The following is a 19,343-nucleotide window of genomic DNA, read 5'->3' on the forward strand; positions in this document are numbered from 1 at the left end:
GGCAAGTAGCAGCGGTGCCACCATGCACCGTTCGCTTCGCCTTTCGCCACGTCGCGGCTTCTCGTTCGACGTGATAGCCGACGAGCAGGAACGGCGTGTGCTAGATGCGCTCATGCGTGCGCGGGGCAGCCATCGCTGGCTGCTGCCGATATGGCCGGATACGCAACTGCTACGCGACGGTGTTGCCGCTGCCGCAACGGCCATCGCATGCGAAACCGAGCACTTCGATTTCGCTGTTGGAGGACGTGCTGTTCTGTGGCGTGGCATCGATGAGTGGGAAGTTGTGCAAATCGCCGCCATCGGTGCCGGGGCGCTCGCACTCAGTTCCCCTCTTGCTCGGGCATGGGAACGTGGTTCACGCCTGCTGCCGCTGCGCTGGGCGCGCATGGATGCCTCATCAAGCATCAAGACGCTAACCGACATGCACGACCGCATGCAGATTTCCTTCACCCTTGATGAAACCTGCGACTGGCCGGCGTATGCAGGCGCGACCGAGTATCGCGGTCATCCGGTACTGACTCTGCGTCCTGATTTCGCGGAGAGCCAGGACGTTGCGTACTCGCGTATGCAGCAGACGACGGACAACTTCACTGCCTTACCGTTCACTTCCGACCACCCCGGCGTGGCATTCCGCACTGTTCGCACTGTGTGGGAGCGTTGGGGCAGGGCAGAGCAGGCGCAGTTCCGCAGCCTGCTCTATGCCCTGCTAGGTCGCGCCATGCCGCTGTGGATTCCCACGTGGCAGCAAGACCTGCGCATCACCCAGCCCGTGGGTGCTGCCGCCACCACCATCATCGTCACATGGTGCGGGTACACGCTGTACAGCAAGCAGATGCAGAACAGGCAGGACGTGGCCATTACGCTCACCGATGGCGCCGTGCTCTACCGCCGCATCACCAACGCCATTGAGGTGGCGGGCGCTGAACACCTCACCCTGGACAGTGCGCTGGGGCGTGAGGTCTCCCCGCCACAGGTGCGCAGCATCAGCTTCATTGGTCTCTACACAATGGCTAGCGACACTGTGGAGATCGAGCACATCACCGCAGGCGATGGTGGTCGCGCACGCATTCCGCTCGCATGGCAGGAGGTAGTGTCCGATGCTGCTTGATCGCTATGGACGCAAGCCAATCCACCTGTTCGTGTTTAGTCGCCAGCATCTGGCGTGGCGATACTGCACTGCGGACAGAGACCTAGTAATTAACGGGCTGGTCTATCAGTCCGCGCAGATTGAACGCAGTGAGATCAAACAGACCATCGAGCGGGCTAAGGATCGGCTCACGATCAAGTGCGCCTATCTGCTCGACCCTGAAGCGGACGAATACCCAGTCACCCAGTCGCTGGGTGACAACTGGTGGCCCTACGTCCCCACTGACGCAGTCAGCGTGACTTGCCTGTCATATGACGCGGCGCGTGCCGCCCCTCCTGCTGTTGAATGGATGGGCCAAGTAACCCAGCCGAAGTTCGGAAAGTCGACGCTGGAGCTGATCTGTGAGCCGGGGAACGGCTATGGGCATGCTCGTGGCCAAGGCCTGCGGTGGCAACGGGGCTGCGGCAAGACCGTCTACTCCGTTGGCCCCCGGGGGTGCAACCTCGGTACCGGAACGGCCGCCCGAATCCTTACGGGTGTGGTGACCAGGCTGGAACAAGCCGATGGCGACGTTCCCCCGATGGCGCACATCGTGGTGCCGGAGTTCTCCGCCATCGTTGACATCCTGGCCGGTCGGATTCTGACTTGGTCGTCCGGCGGTTCATCGGGCGTGTCGTCTTCTTTCATGGCTTACACCGAGACCATCAGGAAGTCCTTCGAGCACGAGACATCGGAATTCTTCTGGGAGCCCATCGGTGGCCGCGTGGACAATACGGTTTATGAAGGCCCGTTTGTCATCGAGTATCGGTACACCAAGCACCCGGCCCTAGTGATCGCCAACGCCACCGGCTTGGTGGTGGGGTCGAGCGTTTCGATCTCGGTACCGGCCGTGGCGGTGAGCGCCGTGGTGACTGCCGTCGGCGGCTTGCTGCTCACGGCGCCCGAGTTGGCCCTTTCGGCCTTTCCCCTTGCGGGTGGATTCATCACCTTCAGTGCGCCCAATGGGCTGCTGGTGCGCCGAGACATCGCTACGCACGAAAAAGGCTCCGCGATCTTGAAACTGACACCTGGGGGCGTGGTTCCCCAGCCGGGCGATGCCATCACCGCGCTTCCTACGTGTCCCCGTACTTGGTTTGCATGCGGTGAGCGGGGTAACACCGACAACTATGGCGGGAGCCTCTACAAGCCAGTGAAGAACCCGATGGACGGAGTGAGCATGTCATGGGGCTGAAGGTATTGATTCAGCGTGCCCGGAAGAAGGCCACCATCTGCCGCTGGCGGCTTCGCTACTGGTGGATGGACACGCGCGAAGGGCGGGGCGCGCAGGTTGCAGCGTTCTGCTTCGCGGTTTTTGTGGTCGTCGTGCAGCTTGTCCGCGTTGCGGTAACCGCGCTGGTGCCGCCGCCGGCCGGCGAGCCCGCCAAGGCGGTCTATTGGTGGGTGGTGCAATTGATCATCCTGATTGTCTCAGTAGCGATTTCCTACGCGATGAGGCCCAAGACTGAGCAGCCGAAGCCGCAGGCGGGCGCAGCGCCAACCGTCGAAGACGGCCAGAGCATCAAGCACCACTTCGGGACTGTGTGGGTCGAAGACGAGTTCATCCTCGCCTGGAAGGTCACCGGCACCATCCCGATCAAGACCAAGGGAGGGAAGAAATGATGGACGAAGTGATCGTTACCACCACCCACCTTTTCACGATTCCGTGGTTCACCCGTCGCTCTGGCTTTTGCCGTGGTAAGTCGAAGGAGTTCTTTGACAGGCATGGCTTGGACTGGCGGTCCTTCGTAAAGAACGGGATTCCATCGTCGAAGCTCGAGGCGACCGGTGATGGCCTGGCCTTGAAGCTGGTTGAGTGGGCGCGGAAGTGCGAGGCCGGCGATGGGAAGTAGTAAGGGCGGTGCACAGACGGTTGGCTACTGGTATGAGATCGCATTCCACAGCGGCCTGGGCATCGGCCCGATAGACGCGTACCTGGAGTTCCGAGGTGGCGACAGAACAGCCTGGAAGGGTGAGGCAACTCACAGCCAGACCATTCGGATCGATGCCGAGAATCTTTGGGGCGGCAAGAAGGACCAGGGCGGCATCGTCGGGTCGGTAGACCTGATGTTCGGCGAACCGACGCAACAGCCCAACGCCCGCCTCGCCGGCATCTTTGGACCACAACAGCCCGCTTGGCGCGGCTTGGCCACGTTGGCTTTCGCCGGCCGCTACGGCGCGATGAGTCCCTACCCGCAGAAAGCCAGCCACAAGCTCCGCCGCATCCGCGAAGGCTGGGACACCGAGTGCTGGTACCCCGGGAAAGCAGCCATCCCGATGCCGACCTGCAGCGGAGGTGCACCGTTCATCCACGCGACCTCACTGCCATACCCACAGCACCTCGGTGACGCCAACCTCAGTGGTATAGCGGCCACCGGTGGAGCTATGCGAACGATGGTTGTCTTCGGAACCATCGCGCCCGATAGCTATGCCAACGCGGTAGCGCCAGTAGGGGGTGCTCTTTGGACACTTCCACCTCCGGCGCTGGACCCGGATGCCAGTTGGACCGGTCTCGGTGCCTCCGGTGGATCGCTGAAAACGTTGCTCATACAGGCGCGGCTTGACGGAGACGCCAGCAGCAGCCGGATCGCTGCCACCGGTGGATCGCTCAAACCACCTCCTCGAGGGACGGTAGCCAAGGATTCCAACACCAACAGGGTTGCCCCTTCGGGCGGCTCGCTGAAAACGATATGAGGTCAGGCATGCACACCAACAACGAAAGAATTGAACACATCATCCGAATCGGTAGCACGGGGCGTTTCCGGGCTTTGGTTCACAACGGGCATGTCCTGGACGAAGCCGGCCAGATCCTGATTGAAGGCGAACCGGTGGTCCGTGACGGCGTTCCGCAGGTAACCCCGTTTGGGCGCAACAAGCTGACAAAGAAGTTCTTCAACGATTTGCTGGCCGGAGTAACGGATGTGGTCGGCTGCTTCGTCGCCGGCACGGGGAATGTTCCCCCTACCGAAGATGACACGGTCCTGGCTGCCTACGCGGGGAGGGCAACCACTCACGTCGCTGCCACCCTCACCTTCTCCGACACCCCCGACGCGAACGGCATGGTGTATCTGCGCACCGTTTTCCGCGCAACCTTTGCGCCGGGCTCATTGGGTACCGGCACCAAGAACATCTCGGAAGGCGGAATCGCTGCGGGGACTACGACCAACACAACCGCAGCCACGCAACTCTTTGCCCACGGCCTTTTGACTGATGCCAATGACGATCCGACTGCTGTTGCAGTCGACGCCGCTAATGAGTATCTGGACCTGTTCTGGGAGTACACCAGGTATTTCAAGGTCGAGGATGCCGGCACTGTCAGCATCGATCTGGAAGGCGTGGCCACTACCCATGACTGGGTCATGCGCACGATGAACTGGCGTCAGCAGGGATCGTCGTCGAACTATGCATGGCCGATGGATAGCTTCGCTGCCACCAATATTCGCCTGGTGACCCCCTTCCGGCCGGCTACGAACGGGGACAGCCCCAGCGGCTCGGGCACCAATGCCTGCTCGGGACCCTTGGGCACCTTCATGGGCTTCCCAACCAAGACCGGATACGCCAATGCCCACCAGGTCAGCTCCATAGCTATCCAGCCTTTCACTACCAACAAGCAGCGCTCTTGGCTGCTTCGCTGGATCACAACCGCAGGCAACGTCCCCGGTGGCATTGGCGCACTGCAACTCGGTGGTTCCTACACCGCCTGGTGGCAGATTTCATACTCACCGAAGCTCGACAAGACCGATCAGAAGCAGCTCGACCTGTACGTCACGATCTACATGGACAACATGCCGTGATTCCCGAAGACCGCCTCTCATCTACGCCATTCGTTGGCAAGTGGATTAACCCCTACACGGGGCGCCTCGACGTGTCGGAGCATTGGGGGCCGGTTGCGCTGCAGGATCCATCGGAAGGGCTGCTAGCAAGGCTATGGGTGGCCCGCTGTGATGATGAGAATGTCCTCATTTCAGCGGATGGGGTGCCGGAGGTTGTGCTGCATACGCATGGCAGCAAGGTGAAAGCAATATCGCTTTCATTCAATCAGAACGGTGACCCGCATTTCACATTCATCGATGAGTTGGGGGCTGCCTATCTGCGTTGGTATGACCCCACGTTGCCTGGCGCGGTTGTGTCGGCGCTGCCGTCGACCTATCTCTACCCGCTGCTGACGTTCGATGATGCACGTCGTTTCAACGTTTCCGCATCTGACGTCATCCTCTCGTACGTTCGGGACGGTGTGTTGAGGTACCGCGTGCAGCGCGAACGTTTCGACGTGGAGCACACCCCGCCTGTCGGTGAGGGCGGCCAGCCTCTGTCTGTCGCTGGAAAGCCGCTCCTACATGTCGGAATGACCACGCAGGGCCGGGTGCAATGGACGTTCCTCAATACCGACAACTGGGCGATGAACCCGGCCCATGTGCTGTACTACGCGCGCACGCATTCCGAGATTGGACGCGAGCCGAAAGCCAACATGAATGAAGCCAGCTACCGGGCGGCCGCCGACCGGCTGTACGACGAAGGCTTTGGGATCTGTACGTCCTACGACCCTTCCGCAGAGAGCCTTGAAGAGTTCGAGCAGCGTATATGCAAGCTGATCGGGGGCAGCGTGAGCCGTGACCTGGTCGACGGCCAGTACTATCTCGACTTGGCGCGCGGCGACTACAAGATCGAGGAGCTGCCGGTAGTCACGGACGATGACATCATCGAATTTGAAGCCCAGCCGGCAACGCTGGATGGGGCCGTCAACTCGGTCAGCGTGAAGTACTTTGACCCTTGCAAGAAGGAAGACGTGATCACGCCGGCTGTTCAGGCGCTGGGGCTGATCGATGCCTTTGGCGTGATCCACCAAGTGATGGAGTATCCCGAGATCCCAAGCGGAGCGTTGGCCCTGATCGTTGCCGAACGCGACGTGCGCACTACCGCGACACCCACCATCCCCTTCAACTTAGTTGTGATGCCTGACTCGGTGCGGACTATCCGGCCCAACAAGCATTTCCGACTGCAGGCACCGCGCCATGGTGTGGCCGATATGGTTTGCCTGCTTGGGGAGAAGAGCACCGGCACCCTGAAGAGCGGCGCGACGTCGGTAAAGGCAACACAGGACATCTACAGCCTGCCGCAGACCTCGTTTGTCGAGATTGAGCCCGGCGTCGATACCCGGCCAGATCCCACCCCGTTCCCGATTACGGTGCAGGCGGCAATGGAGGCGCCGTATGTAGAGCTGGCGCAGCGACTCGACCGCGCAAACCTGGACATCCTTCCGGCCCACGTCGGGTATCTGCTCGCTGTTGCTGATCAGCCTGTCCAGGGCGGGGTCAACTTCAGCCTGGCGACGTCGACGGGCGGTATGGAGTACGACGCAACCGCCACAGGCGACTGGTGTTCGGTCGTGGTCGTTGCCGGCAACCCCGATATCGATGTGGTCGATCAGCAAGCGACCGTGATTTCGATTGGGGCAAGCTCACGGGCTGATTCGATTTCAATCGGGTCCGCTGCCATGTGGGATGCCGAGATCGTGCGCATCGATGCCGTGGATGTCGTTGCCGGCACCATCACGGTCGGCCGTGGGTGTGCTGACACGGTGCCTACCGGCCACGCCGCTGGCTCCCGCATATGGGCCTACGATGACTCGGCGGCTTCAGACATGGCGGAGTACACGGATGGCGAGGCCGTGGACATCAAACTGCTGACAAATACCGGCGTCGCCCAGCTCGGCCCCGCATCGGCCTTTCCAATGACCGTCGAGTTCTTCGGCCGCGCCGCGCGGCCCTATCCGCCGGCAGGGGTAAAGATCAATGACCTGGCGTGGCCGACCGCAATCGAGGCAACCGTCGACGTGTCGTGGGCTCACCGCGACCGCCTGGCGCAGGCCGACCAGCTGGTCGACCAGCTGGTGGCCAGCATCGGGCCGGAAGCCGGCGTCACTTACACAGTCCGCTGGTACTTGGACGGCTCCCTGGTAAGCACCGCCGACGATGTTGCCGGCGACAGCGCAGCGTTCGCTCCGGCGGCCGCTGGCCAAGTGCGCGTCGAGATAGAAAGCAAGCGGGCTGGTTTGACCAGCCTGCAGACCTGGCAGCACACCGTGGCCTACACCCCGGCGCCGCCAGCGGAATAAAAACAGGGCGACGGTTCGACACCGGCAAGTGCCGAACCGCCGCCGCAACACAGGTGATCTCACCACCTGGCTTTGGCCGAGGCCCTGCTGCTCCGCGAAGCGGCTGCAGTCTCGGCTATACCCATCGCAAAAGGTGAGATATGCCAAACCCCGTTATCCCTTGGCCCGGCGGCAAGCGCCGGTTGATCAAGCATCTGTACCCCCACTTCCCGGCGCATGAGTGTTACGTCGAAGCCTTCGCTGGCGGCGCGGCCGCGCTGCTGCTGCGCCCGCATCCAGCGCCGGTGGAAGTGCTCAACGACATCAACGGCGAACTAGTGCGGCTGTACCGCTGCATCCGACATCACCTGGATGAATTCATCCGCCAGTTCCGCTGGTCCCTGATCAGCCGCGAGATGTTTGAGTGGGCATTGATAGAACGCCCTGAGACGCTCACAGACATCCAGCGCGCCGCACGCTTCTACTATCTGCAGAAACTGGCCTTCGGTGGCAAGGTGCAGGGTCAGAGCTTCGGCTACGTCGCCAGCGGCGGGGTGAAGCTCAACCTGCTGCGCATCGAAGAAGAGCTCAGCGCCGTCCACCTTCGCCTGGCGAACGTCATCATTGAGCACGGCACATGGCAAGAAGTCGTGGAACGCTACGACCGCCCGGCCACGCTGCACTACCTCGATCCGCCTTACTGGGAGACCGAGGGCTACGGCGTGGATTTCCCTTTCGCTGAGTACGAGCGTATGGCCGCGTGGATGCGCTCGGCCAAGGGCAAGGTGGTGCTCTCGATCAACGACCACCCCGACATTCGCGGCGTCTTCGACGGCTTTGCGATGATCCCCTTGCAGCTGCGCTACACGATGGGCCGCGAGGGTCGGGAGACCCCAGCAGGGGAGTTGATCATCAAGAGCTGGGACGATAGCCAGGCGTCATTACTGTAGTCCGATGCCTGGCGATCACATGTAGCCCTGCAAGCTGGCTTGGGGCTTGACGCTCACGTGGACCAGCCACGTGGCCCCGGCTTTGATGATTGCGACCTCGTCATCGGGGCAGCATTCAGTAATCCGGTCCTCGATAGCATCTCAGGCGCGCCGGAACGCAGGGCCGTCACCCAGCTGGTGCCATGCCCTCTTGATCTCCCAGGACGCGACACCGTAGACAGGGAGATCAAGGGCCACAGTTGGGCTTTGGCTCGGACGCACCCACTTCCCTGATTATGTGCTCGACCTCACCATGGAAGTGGGAAAGGTCCTCGGCAGCAACCTCCCGTTCGATGTCTTCGGCGAGGCCGGTGATGGCCTCGCATTGGTCGCCCATTGGATAGTCACGGGCGATGCGCGCAGCCTGAGCGCGCAGCGCCTGCAGACGGTCGGTCAACTGGGTGAGGGTGAGCTTGGCGGTCATGACGGGAATCCTACGGCGGCGGGGTTATGCTGGGGTCAACAGGAGGTGTTGAATGTGCTACTCGGCTCAGATCGAAGCGGATTACAAGATGCTGCTGCGGAATTTCGGCCCGGTCATGTCACTGTCCGAGTTCACGAAGCTCTGGCTGCGCGACAACGGGAAAGAGCGCAACAAGATCCCAAAGGGCCTGATCGAAACCGTGGGTCCGCTGCTGCCCGAAGTTGCTCAGCGCACGTTTGCCGAAGCCTTCGCCGCGGATGAGCGCGAGTGGCAAGCCGAACTGTTCGAGAGCCGCAAGCGCTTGGCTGACAACGAACGCAAATTGGCGGTGAAACACACGAAGACGGCCGAGCGTGAAGTGGGAATTGCCACGCGTGCCATCGAGCGGTTGACCAGCAAGCTCAAGGGCTTGGACCGGCAGAAGCTGAGCGCGCGCGACTGGGATTTCTACCCTCAATGGTATGCGCCTGTGATGATCCGTGAGGGCGACGGCTACGTCATCAAACCGATGCGCTACCAGCTGCGCAAACCCGGCCTGCTGGCGTCGGCGGACTGGGTGGGGGAAGGCAAAACCCGGCGCATGTCGGGCACTTACAACGCCCGCCGCGACAACCTCGAGCGATATTGGCGCAAGCAGTTCGGATACACGCATGGCTTGTTGGTCGTCGACTCGTTCCTTGAAAACGTGCAGGACGCGGAGGGTATCAACCACCGCCTGCGCTTCACGCCGCGCACAAACGAGCCGATGTTTGTCGCGTGCCTATGGGCGAGCTGGACCGACCCGAGTGGCGTAGAACCGGACTTGCTGAGCTTCGCTGCGGTCACCGATGACCCCGAACCGGAAGTGGCTGCTGCTGGTCACGACCGGACGATCATCAACTTGAAGCCGGAATACATCGAGCGCTGGCTTAACCCGGACCCTGCGAACCTGGCTGATTTGTATGCCGCGATTGATGACAAGCAGCACCCATTCTACGAATACAAATTGGCTGCCTAGGGAAAGCCTATCGTTCAACTACGGCAATCAATGCTTTAATATTTAGTTCTATCGGGATTTTGGAAAGAATAAAGGGGGGGTGGTGTCACTTATTTCATTGAAAATTTCGGGTGAAATAGTCTCGAAGCGTGGTATTCAGAAGCAATCTTTTGAAAGGCTCGGACAGTTCGTGGTTTTGGCTGGGAGGAATGGCAGCGGTAAATCCCGCATCCTGAATGCTGTTGCGGAGACATTATCTGTTGCCTTCGAAGTTTCGCGTGATCGGCAGCGAGTTTTGAATGAAATAGCCTCTCACAGGCAGGTCGTTGCCGCTTGGGAAGCAGCAGATCAGGTGCGGCTTCGCGATTCCATTGATCAGTATTTGAGTATGATCCGTGAGTTGGAATATCGGCTAGGCATTGTCGACAATCTTGAGTTTAAAGGAGGTGCGGCCAATTGCATTCCGTTCATTCCTTCCTCTGGTGGTTTCTTAGATCCATCCGACTTGTCACCTACGGTGCTGCGCCAAAACGCGGCATCAGTTCATAGTGGCGATGCATCGAGTTGGAAAGCCGCAGTAGTTCCTTACGTCCAGTTGGCGCAGGATCAGTGGCGCGATGCAACTCACCCGATTCAACTATCTGATTCAGGTGACCTAGTTGCGAATATTGAGCATTACACGACCCTGAACTCCGCTATTGCCGACTTCTTTGGTGAGGAATTGAGCCGAGATGCCCAGCAGAAGGCGAGTTTGTTTGGAAGGCCAATTGCCGAGGCGCAACTTTCAGCAGGGCAATCGGTTGCACTCCAAATGATCGTGGGTCTCCATGCGAAGGCGAGCTCGCTAGGCTCCACGATTTTGATCATGGATGAACCAGAAACGCACCTGCATCCCAGTGCGTTGGTTGACCTGCTTGAGCGGATCAGGGACAGAGCGCCTCACGTGCAAATGTGGATTGCTACGCACTCCATTCCATTGTTGGCATACATCAATTCGATACAGAACAATGCCATCTGGACTGTCAGGGACGGCAAAGCAGAGTTTGCCGGTCGTCAGCCGGAGAAGGCGTTGGATGAGCTGCTTGGTGGAGATGCGCGTATTGCACATCTGGCCTCGTTCCTCAGCCTTCCAAGTCAATTGGCAATCAATAATTTCGCATACGAATGCCTCCTGCCGCCTGGTGTGGTCTATACGGTGAGTGCTGATCGCCAGCTGCAGCAGATCAAGGCAGTCCTCGGTGCGCTTCGGCCAGGTGAACCGCTCCGTGTTGTTGACTTTGGTGCGGGGAAAGGGCGGTTGCTTGAAGTACTACAGTCGGCAGATTGTGTTGAGGCAAGGTTCGATTACGTTGCGTTTGACCAGCCTTCGGCTGATGCTGACTTCTGTCGCGAGGTGATATCTGCAGTTTTCGGTAGTGCGGAAGGGCGATATTTCGACAGCGCGGAAGCACTGATTAGCACGAAGAGTGAGGGTTGGGCCGATTGTTTGATCATGACCAATGTTCTGCACGAAATTCCGCCCAATAGGTGGCTTAATTTGTTTTCACCGGATGGCTTGCCATCAAGGGCATTGAGTGCGGATGGTTATCTGCTCATTGTTGAGGATCAGCAAATTCCAGTCGGCGAGCTGGCACACCAGCATGGCTTCTTGGTAATGAATTCAAATGAGTTGAAGAGGCTATTCGGTGTCCGCCTGGAGGACGTGTCTGCGGGGCGCTTCTCTTCGTACGAGAGCGATGATGGGCGACTTGCAGCACACCTCGTCCACCGCTCGCTCTTTGATCGAGTTAGTTCGGAATCCCGGAAGTCAGCGATCGAGGGATTGAGGGGGCATGCTAAAAGCGAAATTGAGTCGCTACGCATGGATTCGGTTGTCAAAGACTATAAGAACGGTATGAAGCACGCCTTCTGGACACAACAGCTAGCCAATGCTGTCTTGGCGTTAAGTGACTTCGAGCGTTGAGCGGACGGCTGAAGGCACTGGGCCGAGGCCCTATGACCTCAACACTGCACGCGAGGTAGTTCATGTACGCATGTGGTGTAGCGCGGCGATAGATTCTGTTGCCGCATGCCCCACTGCGGTTTTGCCTGCCAACCGCTGGCGCCGAAGCCTACCGTGCCCCGGCCGAACTTCGCATTGATGGAATCCAGTGCGGCCATCAGCTTGTCGTCACCTACGGCAGCAGCGTTGAAGAGGTCCTGCTGCAAGGTCTCAGGTCGAGCGAGATCCATCAGCATGACGCCTGCCTTTTTGTACTCTATGTTTTCGCGCGGCAGGCCGGCGAACAGCTTGCGCACGCAGCTCAGTACCAGCGATGTGTCGGACGTGGACGCGGACATCGTGATTGCCCGGCTCGGGTGGTGCTGGGGCAGCTCGGGGCGGAAGCTGTCGGAGCTGAGGAAGATGCCGACGCCGGCGGCAACTAGGTCACGGCGCCGCAGCTTCTCGCAGGCGCGCACGGAGAAAGTGGCCAGCGCTTCGTACAGCGCAGCGTGATCGCTCACGCGGTCGCCGAAGGATCGGCTCACGACGATCTGCTGACGGTCATGCTCGACCTCCTCGAGCTCCATGCAAGGCAGGCCCTGCAGCTCGCGCTGCGTGCGGGTAAGTGTGACGCCGAAGGCGGCCAGGATGTCATCAGTACGTGCGTCGCGCAGCTGCGCAGCCGTGTGGATGCCTCGTGCTGCCAGCTTCGGCGCCAGCCGTCGGCCAACGCCCCACACGTCTTCGATAGGGAACGAAGACAGAACCGCGGCGCGGGCTTGCGCGCAGCCCAAGTCCACGACACCGTCGCCGCTCTTTGCCGCCTTGTTCGCGAGCTTCGCCAGCGTCTTTGTCGGGCCGATGCCGATGCAGTTCGGGATGCCGGTCCACTGACGCACGCGGTGGCGCAGATCGCGGGCGAACTGCTCGCGGTGGCGGATGCCGGTCACGTCGACGAAGCTCTCGTCGATGCTGTAGACCTCCACGCGCGGCGCGGCTGCACGCAGGATCGACACCACGCGGGCGCTGATGTCACCGTACAAACCGAAGTTCGCTGAACGCATCTGCAGGCCATGGTGCTTCACCAGCTGCTTCAGTTCGTGCGCGGGATGTCCCATCTTGACGCCGAGCGCCTTCGCCTCCGCCGAGCGCGCAATGGCGCAGCCATCGTTGTTGCTTAGAACGACCAGCGGCTTGTCGCGCAGCCCCGGCTGGAAGACGCGCTCGCAGCTCGCATAGAAATTGTTGCCGTCAACCAAGGCGAACATGCGCATATGCCTCAGCGTTGGCGCCGTGCGCCACTCTTGATCTGGCGTGCCACGCCCACCACGGCGAATACCTCGACCTCGATGCTTGGTGTAAGCACGATGGGCGGGAAATCTGGGTTCGCGGAATGCAGCTCGATGTGATGTTCGAACAGCTTGAGTACTTTACAGGTGGGCTGGTTGCCGTCCCACACAGCGAGGACCAGGTCGCCGCTCACGGGGCGCACTGAGCGGTCAACAACCAATATGTCGCCGTCGCTGATGCCGGCGCCGAGCATCGACCAGCCGTCAGCGCGATAGAGATACGTCGCGGCAGGGGTGCGCACCAACAGCCGGTGCAGATCCACACCATCATCGAGGAAGTCATCGGCAGGGCTGGGGAAGCCCAGCCGGGCGCGCACGCCGGCCAGGGGCGTGGAGCGCGCCGGGCCGTCGATGCTGGCGAGCCCCAGCAGAGCGGCGGTGGTTTCGAGAGTGAACGAAGGAGCCATGCCGGGAACTATCCGCTTGCCGTGTCTCACGGCTGGAGACGGGGCGACAGATGTTAGTACAATTACTAACTGCCGAGGAAGGGGGGCGAGCTGGCGGTAGCGGTCCCGGGATGCCGATCATCGGGGTGACTCCCGGGGCCAGCCCTCGTCATGTTCGCAGCGAGGGATCTCCACCCCGCTATCGCGCAGTGCCAAGGCCTGGGCGGCCCAGTTTCGCTGTAGCTGAAGGGCTGCCCGCATGAGAGGGTGATGCGATGGGAGATGACTGAAGTGATCTTCCATCGCATCGGCGAGCCGGTTCACGCTGGCCTGCATGAAATTGGTGCTGGCTTGGAGGTCGCTGCTGGGCTTTCCCGGGTAGTGCATTGCGCTGCCTTTGATTGCGGTTGATGCAATCAGGGATAGGCCGCGTCCATCAGAACCTAAGTTATTTTTCTTGCAGGTGCCAAGCGGGGGCTTTGTGACGGCCATGGAGGTGCTCGCTCGTTGTGGGCTGTGCAACGAGAAATACACAATCTATGGAGCTGTCAAAGTTGGAGCGTGTTTCTTGGCGTCGCCTCCGCCGGCCTGGTCATCCGGGTTGGATCAGTGGGGGCTAATCCCTGTTGGATCTGGCGGCTGGGGCGCCTTTTGTGCCTCCAGGGCTGTGCCGCCTGCGATGGGAGTGCCGCGCTCGTACCGCTCGAAGGAGGCTTTGCCCGAACGCGGCATTGAGCTGGGGTGGAGTAGCGATCAAAGCCAGTCGCAGGGGTTGAGATCGAGGGGGAAGGCCTCTTTGGGGCTCCTGAAAAATGAACTTATACCGGCAACACGTGAAGTGATTTTGCAAGCTGGGTTCCTGAATAATATTCAGGGTATGTGATTGATTGTGAAAGAGAAGATCTAGGCCTCATAATCCTTTGGTTCCAGGTTCGAATCCTGGTGGGCCCACCATTTCATAGTCCGGCGAAATCCAGTGAAGTCCGGAAAGTGACTGAAATACAGGGTTGTATGGGGGTTTTTAATCCGATCTAGTTCGATGTCGTCCGGCGGCATCCGATTGGATTGTGAGTAACGGTGTGAGTAAGATTGCGGGGCTGGCCTCCGTTACTCACAATTGCGTTACTCACACACATGCTGACTGACACCAAGCTCCGTAGTCTCAAGCCTCAGAACAAGGTTTTTCGACTCGCAGATGCCAATGGGCTTTGCATCGAAGTGCGGACGACGGGTGCCAAGATCTGGCGCTATCGCTACCGATTTGGCGACAAGGCCAACATGTTGACTATCGGGGAGTATCCGCTTGTCTCTCTGGCGGAGGCGCGCGCTGAGCGTGATCGGGCCCGAGCATTGGTAAAAAAAGGTGTGGATCCGAGTCTGGTGGCGAAAGTGGAGCGCGCTGCTAAGCAAGAAGAGGCGGGCAACACCTTCGGTAGCCTTGCGGAAGAGTTGATGCTCCAGCGTGCGAAGACCCTCAGTCCTGGCTCGGTTGTTCGCGAGCGTCGGATGCTTGAGAGAGATATGGGTGGTATCGCCGAGTTGCCGATCCGCAGTATCACTGCGCCGATGTTGTTAAAGGCACTCAGGAAGATTGAAGCGCGCGGAGCGGTGGAGACTGCGCATCGCACCAGGGCCGCCGCTGGCCTCGTTTTCCGCTATGCCATTGCTACGGGGCGCGCTGAGAACAACCCTGCGCTTAGCCTTGTGGGTGCTTTGTCTCCAACGAAGACGACGCATTTCTCCAGCATGACCGAGCCTGAAGAGGTCGCCAAGTTGCTCAAGGCCATTTACGGCTATCAGGGGTCCCCTATTGTCTCTGCTGCTTTGAAGCTTTCAGCGCTTCTGTTTGTCCGCCCGGGGGAGCTCCGAGCAGCGCGTTGGTCGGACATCGATCTGCAAGCTGGAGAGTGGCGCTACACGACCAGTAAGACCCATACGGCGCACATCGTCCCTCTGGCACGTCAGGCCATCGAAGTTCTGGATGAGGTTCGTCCGTATTCGAGGCGCAGCGAGTATGTGCTTCCCAGTATTCGGAGTATTTCGAAGTCGATCAGCGAGAACACGATTAATGCTGCTCTGCGAAATCTGGGCTTCGACGGCACGATGATGACTGCTCACGGATTCCGAGCCATGGCTCGAACGTTGTTAGACGAGGTTTTGGGGTACAGGCCAGACTTCATTGAGCATCAACTAGCCCATGCGGTTCGAGATCCTCTGGGGCGAGCATACAACCGTACGACGCATCTAAAAGAGCGTAAGAAGATGATGCAAGGATGGGCGGACTACTTGGAAACGCTGCGCGTTTAGAAGGTAGTCTAGGATGGAAAGATACCTTAGTGCCGTACACCCACGAAAGTATGGTAACGGCGACGAGCCACCGTCATCTCCGATCAGAGCTAGAGAGTAATAAATGGCCTACGAACCAAAGCGCGCGTTGGAGCTACTCCGCATCGGCTCGGGGCGAGCTGATGCAGCCTTCCGTGACGATCAAGAAGAGGCTATTAGACATATCGTTGAAGGCAACGGTCGCTTGCTGGTCGTGCAGAAGACCGGTTGGGGTAAGAGTTTTGTCTACTTTATTGCGACCAAGTTGTTGAGGGAAGCTGGAGCTGGTCCAGCGCTACTGATCTCGCCGCTGCTGGCACTGATGCGAAATCAGATTGCTGCTGCACAACGGATGGGTGTTCAAGCCGAGACTCTTAACTCTTCGAACAGTGAGGATTGGCCTCGTATTGTTGCGCGAATTTATCAAGGAGAAGTCGACATTCTGCTTTTCCACCCCAAGCAACTCGTCAGTGCCAGGTTCCAGCAGGAGGTCTTGGCTCAGATCGCAGGTCACGTATCGATGTTGGTAGTCGATGAGGCGCATTGCGTTTCAGATTGGGGGCATGACTTCGTCCCCGAGTATCGGATTATTCAGCGTACGATGACTGCGTTGCCAAGAAACATGAGGCTTTTGGCTACAACGGCGACAGCGAACAAGCGTGTAATGCAAGACTTGGCTGCCGTCCTTGGACCGGATTTGAACATTCTCCGGGGCGACTTGAATCGAAGTTCGCTGACCCTGCAGACGATCAAATTACCAAGTCAGGCTGAGCGCCTTGCTTGGCTGGCTGAGCAACTTGCAACGCTGCACGGCCATGGCATCATCTACACGCTGACGGTTCGTGATGCAAATCAAGTGGCGCAGTGGCTGAAGGCTGTGGGCTTCAATGTGGAAGCCTACACTAGCGAAACGGGAGATCGCCGAGAGGAGCTTGAACAGGCGTTACTCAACAACCAAGTCAAGGCGCTGGTTGCCACACCGGCTCTAGGCATGGGTTACGACAAGCCGGACCTTGCATTTGTTATCCATTACCAAATGCCTGGATCAGTCGTTGCCTACTATCAGCAGGTTGGTCGCGCAGGCCGCGCTTTGGACTCTGCTTATGGTGTTCTACTCAGTGGGCAGGAAGAGGCGGGAATCACTGACTGGTTTATCCAAAATGCCTTTCCTACCCGAGAGGAAGTCGCAGGTGTTCTGAGGGTGCTTGAGGACGAGCCCGGTGGGTTGTCGGTTCCGCAGCTGCTGGCCAGAGTCAATATCAGTAAGACTCGTGTCGACAAGACGATTTTATTGCTCTCTCTGGAGTCACCCGCACCTATCGCCCGGCAGGATAGTAAATGGCAGCTCACCGCGGCCAGATTGAGCGAGGAGTTCTGGGATAGGGCAGAGCGCCTCACAGCGCTAAGGCAACTCGAGCGTCAACAGATGCAGGAGTACGTAAACCTCCCATTTGGCAAGCACATGAATTTTTTAATCAGTGCTCTTGACGGCGATCCCAATCTGGTCACAGAACCTGCCTTGCCGCCTTTATCTGTAACTGTGGATAGTAAGTTTGTCCAAGCTGCGGTTGAGTTTCTTCGACGTACCAGTCTGCCTATCGAGCCTCGCAAGAGATGGCCCGACGGTGGATTGCCTAGATATGGTGTCAAAGGCGTTATAGCGCAAGCAGCCCAAGCTAATACAGGTAAGGCTCTATGCGTGTGGGGGGATGCCGGCTGGGGCCGGGTTGTGAGGGATAATCGATATCAAGATGGATATTTTTCTGATGAACTGGTTCAGGCATGCGCCGAGATGATTGCACAGTGGCAACCGCATCCTGCTCCCGAGTGGGTAACGGCAATTCCATCCTTGAAACATCCTGAGATTGTTCCGAATTTTGCAAAAAGACTCGCTGCGTACCTCGGTTTGCCATTCCGTCAAGTGCTATTGAAAACGGAAGATAGACCAGAGCAAAAGACTATGGCCAATTCCTCTCAACAGGCCCGCAACGTTGACGGCTCTCTCGCATTGATAGACCAGGTCATTCCCGCCGGCCCAGTTCTGCTCGTAGATGACATAGTCAATTCTCGCTGGACTCTAACGGTTGCTGCGTGGCTCCTGCGTGAAGCGGGGAGTGGTGAGGTCTGGCCGATGGCTCTTTCACAAACGGGACGCGACGACTGATGCAAGCGCTTTCAACCAATACTCAAGTCATCTTGTTGCTGACAGCGCCGCTCATTGCCAGAGGTGGTGCCTCGTCAACTGAGTTGTTATCTCCTGGGGAGTACAAGCGGCTGGCCCGTCGCTTACGAGACATCCAACGGCAACCATCAGATCTCGTTTCTCTGGAGGCTGCTGAGATTCTGCGTGCATGCCAGCCAGTGATCGACGGGGATCGATTGCAGCGTTTGTTGGCGCGCGGATTTTTGTTGAGTCAGGTGGTCGAGCGTTGGCAATCTAGAGCTATTTGGGTAGTCAGTCGTGCAGACCCACAGTACCCGCGCCGTTTGAAATCACGGATGCGCGAGGATGCTCCGGCGGTACTGTATGGTTGCGGTGACATTAGCCTATTGGATACTGGTGGCTTAGCTGTTGTCGGGTCGCGTCAGGTGAGCGACGAATTGATTGAATACACTAATTCAATCGGAGAGCTGGCTGCCCATGCTGGTCGGACCGTTGTCTCTGGCGGCGCTAGAGGCGTCGATCGTGCGGCGATGCAAGGCTCATGGGGTTCGGGTGGAAAAGTAATTGGCGTTCTTGCGGAGCATCTTGAAAAGACGGTGATGAATCGTGAGGAAAGAAACTATCTGCTCGATGGCAGCCTAGTTCTTGTCTCTGCTTACGATCCTTGCGCCGGTTTCAACGTTGGTCATGCCATGCAGCGCAACAAGGTGATTTATGCCTTCGCGGATGCAGCATTGGTAGTGAATTCCGATTTCAATAAGGGTGGCACCTGGGCAGGCGCGGCTGAGCAGCTCGAAAAACTCAAGTTCACCCCTGTATTTATTCGCTCGACGGGCGAGCCCTCAGTTGGACTGGATGGGTTACGTAAGAAAGGCGCTCTTCCTTGGCCGAACCCGCAAGATGTTGATTCCTTCAGAGCTGTTTTCAACTTGGCGATGCCGGTGTCGACGACCTCTCCTCCAGTAGGTTATGAGCTGGCGTCGAACGACGAGCAAACGTCGTCAGATTCCAAGCCAACGATGCTTGAGCTAACCGATGTCTCCGCCGTGGACGAGTCGTTGGCGCTGGTTGATATTAGCTCTGATCCGCAGGTGACTGCTTCGAGGTTGAATGAACCGGATTCGGTCCCGCAAGAGGTCTTAACTACGTTAGGCGGCGTAGAGGCGTCTCCACAGCCGAAACCGACCCCCGCCGAAGTGCTCTTTGCTGCGGTGAGCTTGTCGATTCAGCAGCTTCTGCGCACGCCGATGAAGGAGGCCGAAGTGGCAGCCGCGTTGGACGTTTCTAACGGGCAGGCAAAGGCTTGGTTGCAGCGACTGGTTGAGGAGGGTGTCTTGGAGAAGCAGAAGAAGCCCATGGGCTACATCGTCAAGCAAAAGAGGCTGTTTGTATAAAAAAGCTCGGTGATCAAGGACTGTGCCATCGGCGTTAGTGGTTGCGAGGCCTCTGACGTATTCGTCTAAATTCAGGGCTATGCCTCCTTAACACCAATGGCGTTAGGCTCGAGGCTTGTTTTATGAATATTGATT

General features: G+C 58.9%; 17 protein-coding genes. 14 read left to right on the plus strand and 3 right to left on the minus strand.

Features of this window, described 5'->3' with window-relative positions:
• Positions 1-22: 22 nt before the first annotated feature.
• The 8 genes from ACVOL0_RS03900 (at position 23) to ACVOL0_RS03935 (ending at position 8,167) form a co-directional block, all read left to right on the plus strand.
• The gene (locus ACVOL0_RS03900; RefSeq protein ID WP_481547990.1) at positions 23-1,108 is read left to right on the plus strand and encodes a hypothetical protein; all 1,086 of its coding nucleotides are present in this window, start codon (positions 23-25) and stop codon (positions 1,106-1,108) included.
• Positions 1,098-2,318 carry a hypothetical protein gene (locus tag ACVOL0_RS03905; RefSeq protein WP_481547991.1) on the plus strand — a complete coding sequence of 407 codons (1,221 nt, stop codon included), beginning with the start codon at positions 1,098-1,100 and terminating at the stop codon, positions 2,316-2,318. The genes ACVOL0_RS03900 and ACVOL0_RS03905 overlap by 11 nt, the downstream gene beginning before the upstream one ends.
• A complete protein-coding gene (locus tag ACVOL0_RS03910; RefSeq protein WP_481547992.1) occupies positions 2,309-2,746 on the plus strand; it encodes a hypothetical protein in 438 nt (145 codons plus the stop codon). Before ACVOL0_RS03905 ends, ACVOL0_RS03910 begins: the two co-directional genes overlap by 10 nt.
• The gene (locus tag ACVOL0_RS03915) at positions 2,746-2,976 is read left to right on the plus strand and encodes a hypothetical protein (protein WP_481547993.1); all 231 of its coding nucleotides are present in this window, start codon (positions 2,746-2,748) and stop codon (positions 2,974-2,976) included. The genes ACVOL0_RS03910 and ACVOL0_RS03915 overlap by 1 nt, the downstream gene beginning before the upstream one ends.
• The gene (locus ACVOL0_RS03920) at positions 2,966-3,817 is read left to right on the plus strand and encodes a hypothetical protein (protein WP_481547994.1); all 852 of its coding nucleotides are present in this window, start codon (positions 2,966-2,968) and stop codon (positions 3,815-3,817) included. The genes ACVOL0_RS03915 and ACVOL0_RS03920 overlap by 11 nt, the downstream gene beginning before the upstream one ends.
• Before the next feature lie 8 nt (positions 3,818-3,825).
• Positions 3,826-4,917: a hypothetical protein gene (locus ACVOL0_RS03925; protein ID WP_481547995.1), complete on the plus strand. Its 1,092-nt coding sequence runs from the start codon at positions 3,826-3,828 to the stop codon at positions 4,915-4,917.
• Entirely contained in the window at positions 4,914-7,238 is a 2,325-nt protein-coding gene (locus ACVOL0_RS03930; protein ID WP_481547996.1) for a phage tail protein, read from the plus strand. The genes ACVOL0_RS03925 and ACVOL0_RS03930 overlap by 4 nt, the downstream gene beginning before the upstream one ends.
• 140 nt (positions 7,239-7,378) lie before the next feature.
• Positions 7,379-8,167, plus strand: a complete 789-nt coding sequence (locus ACVOL0_RS03935; protein WP_481547997.1) for a DNA adenine methylase — start codon at positions 7,379-7,381, stop codon at positions 8,165-8,167.
• A gap of 226 nt (positions 8,168-8,393) precedes the next feature.
• On the opposite strand, the gene ACVOL0_RS03940 is transcribed toward ACVOL0_RS03935, so the two are convergent.
• Positions 8,394-8,630, minus strand: coding sequence for a hypothetical protein (locus tag ACVOL0_RS03940; protein WP_481547998.1), 237 nt, complete (start codon positions 8,628-8,630; stop codon positions 8,394-8,396).
• 52 nt (positions 8,631-8,682) lie between these two features.
• Between ACVOL0_RS03940 and ACVOL0_RS03945 the strand changes: the two genes are divergently transcribed.
• Both ACVOL0_RS03945 and ACVOL0_RS03950 read left to right on the plus strand, forming a co-directional pair.
• A complete protein-coding gene (locus ACVOL0_RS03945) occupies positions 8,683-9,627 on the plus strand; it encodes an SOS response-associated peptidase family protein (RefSeq protein ID WP_481547999.1) in 945 nt (314 codons plus the stop codon).
• Positions 9,628-9,709: 82 nt separating this feature from the next.
• On the plus strand, positions 9,710-11,569 hold the full coding sequence (locus ACVOL0_RS03950) for an AAA family ATPase (protein ID WP_481548000.1): 1,860 nt from the start codon (positions 9,710-9,712) through the stop codon (positions 11,567-11,569).
• A 38-nt stretch (positions 11,570-11,607) separates the two neighbouring features.
• Here ACVOL0_RS03950 and ACVOL0_RS03955 read toward each other — a convergent pair whose 3' ends face one another.
• Positions 11,608-12,858 (minus strand): Y-family DNA polymerase, encoded by a 1,251-nt coding sequence (locus tag ACVOL0_RS03955; protein ID WP_481548001.1) that lies wholly within the window; start codon positions 12,856-12,858, stop codon positions 11,608-11,610.
• A gap of 11 nt (positions 12,859-12,869) precedes the next feature.
• Positions 12,870-13,346 carry a LexA family protein gene (locus ACVOL0_RS03960; protein ID WP_481548002.1) on the minus strand — a complete coding sequence of 159 codons (477 nt, stop codon included), beginning with the start codon at positions 13,344-13,346 and terminating at the stop codon, positions 12,870-12,872.
• A gap of 261 nt (positions 13,347-13,607) precedes the next feature.
• Here ACVOL0_RS03960 and ACVOL0_RS03965 point away from each other — a divergent pair, with 261 nt between their 5' ends.
• The 4 genes from ACVOL0_RS03965 (at position 13,608) to ACVOL0_RS03980 (ending at position 19,208) form a co-directional block, all read left to right on the plus strand.
• Positions 13,608-13,736, plus strand: a complete 129-nt coding sequence (locus ACVOL0_RS03965; protein ID WP_481548003.1) for a hypothetical protein — start codon at positions 13,608-13,610, stop codon at positions 13,734-13,736.
• A gap of 723 nt (positions 13,737-14,459) precedes the next feature.
• Positions 14,460-15,632, plus strand: a complete 1,173-nt coding sequence (locus ACVOL0_RS03970) for a tyrosine-type recombinase/integrase (protein ID WP_481548004.1) — start codon at positions 14,460-14,462, stop codon at positions 15,630-15,632.
• A 103-nt stretch (positions 15,633-15,735) separates the two neighbouring features.
• Positions 15,736-17,814 (plus strand): DEAD/DEAH box helicase, encoded by a 2,079-nt coding sequence (locus tag ACVOL0_RS03975; RefSeq protein ID WP_481548005.1) that lies wholly within the window; start codon positions 15,736-15,738, stop codon positions 17,812-17,814.
• Positions 17,814-19,208 (plus strand): DNA-processing protein DprA, encoded by a 1,395-nt coding sequence (locus ACVOL0_RS03980; RefSeq protein ID WP_481548006.1) that lies wholly within the window; start codon positions 17,814-17,816, stop codon positions 19,206-19,208. The genes ACVOL0_RS03975 and ACVOL0_RS03980 overlap by 1 nt, the downstream gene beginning before the upstream one ends.
• Positions 19,209-19,343 lie beyond the last annotated feature (135 nt).

The organism is Stenotrophomonas sp. STEN021 (assembly GCF_056760175.1).

Excerpts from the sequence above, each read along its gene's own strand:
- ACVOL0_RS03900 (WP_481547990.1), top strand. The coding sequence starts at position 23 with ATGCACCGTTCGCTTCGCCTTTCGCCACGTCGCGGCTTCTCGTTCGAC.
- ACVOL0_RS03905 (WP_481547991.1), top strand. The coding sequence starts at position 1,098 with ATGCTGCTTGATCGCTATGGACGCAAGCCAATCCACCTGTTCGTGTTT.
- ACVOL0_RS03910 (WP_481547992.1), top strand. The coding sequence starts at position 2,309 with ATGGGGCTGAAGGTATTGATTCAGCGTGCCCGGAAGAAGGCCACCATC.
- ACVOL0_RS03915 (WP_481547993.1), top strand. The coding sequence starts at position 2,746 with ATGGACGAAGTGATCGTTACCACCACCCACCTTTTCACGATTCCGTGG.
- ACVOL0_RS03920 (WP_481547994.1), top strand. The coding sequence starts at position 2,966 with ATGGGAAGTAGTAAGGGCGGTGCACAGACGGTTGGCTACTGGTATGAG.
- ACVOL0_RS03925 (WP_481547995.1), top strand. The coding sequence starts at position 3,826 with ATGCACACCAACAACGAAAGAATTGAACACATCATCCGAATCGGTAGC.
- ACVOL0_RS03935 (WP_481547997.1), top strand. The coding sequence starts at position 7,379 with ATGCCAAACCCCGTTATCCCTTGGCCCGGCGGCAAGCGCCGGTTGATC.
- ACVOL0_RS03940 (WP_481547998.1), bottom strand. The coding sequence starts at position 8,630 with ATGACCGCCAAGCTCACCCTCACCCAGTTGACCGACCGTCTGCAGGCG.
- ACVOL0_RS03945 (WP_481547999.1), top strand. The coding sequence starts at position 8,683 with ATGTGCTACTCGGCTCAGATCGAAGCGGATTACAAGATGCTGCTGCGG.
- ACVOL0_RS03955 (WP_481548001.1), bottom strand. The coding sequence starts at position 12,858 with ATGTTCGCCTTGGTTGACGGCAACAATTTCTATGCGAGCTGCGAGCGC.
- ACVOL0_RS03960 (WP_481548002.1), bottom strand. The coding sequence starts at position 13,346 with ATGGCTCCTTCGTTCACTCTCGAAACCACCGCCGCTCTGCTGGGGCTC.
- ACVOL0_RS03965 (WP_481548003.1), top strand. The coding sequence starts at position 13,608 with ATGACTGAAGTGATCTTCCATCGCATCGGCGAGCCGGTTCACGCTGGC.
- ACVOL0_RS03970 (WP_481548004.1), top strand. The coding sequence starts at position 14,460 with ATGCTGACTGACACCAAGCTCCGTAGTCTCAAGCCTCAGAACAAGGTT.
- ACVOL0_RS03975 (WP_481548005.1), top strand. The coding sequence starts at position 15,736 with ATGGCCTACGAACCAAAGCGCGCGTTGGAGCTACTCCGCATCGGCTCG.
- ACVOL0_RS03980 (WP_481548006.1), top strand. The coding sequence starts at position 17,814 with ATGCAAGCGCTTTCAACCAATACTCAAGTCATCTTGTTGCTGACAGCG.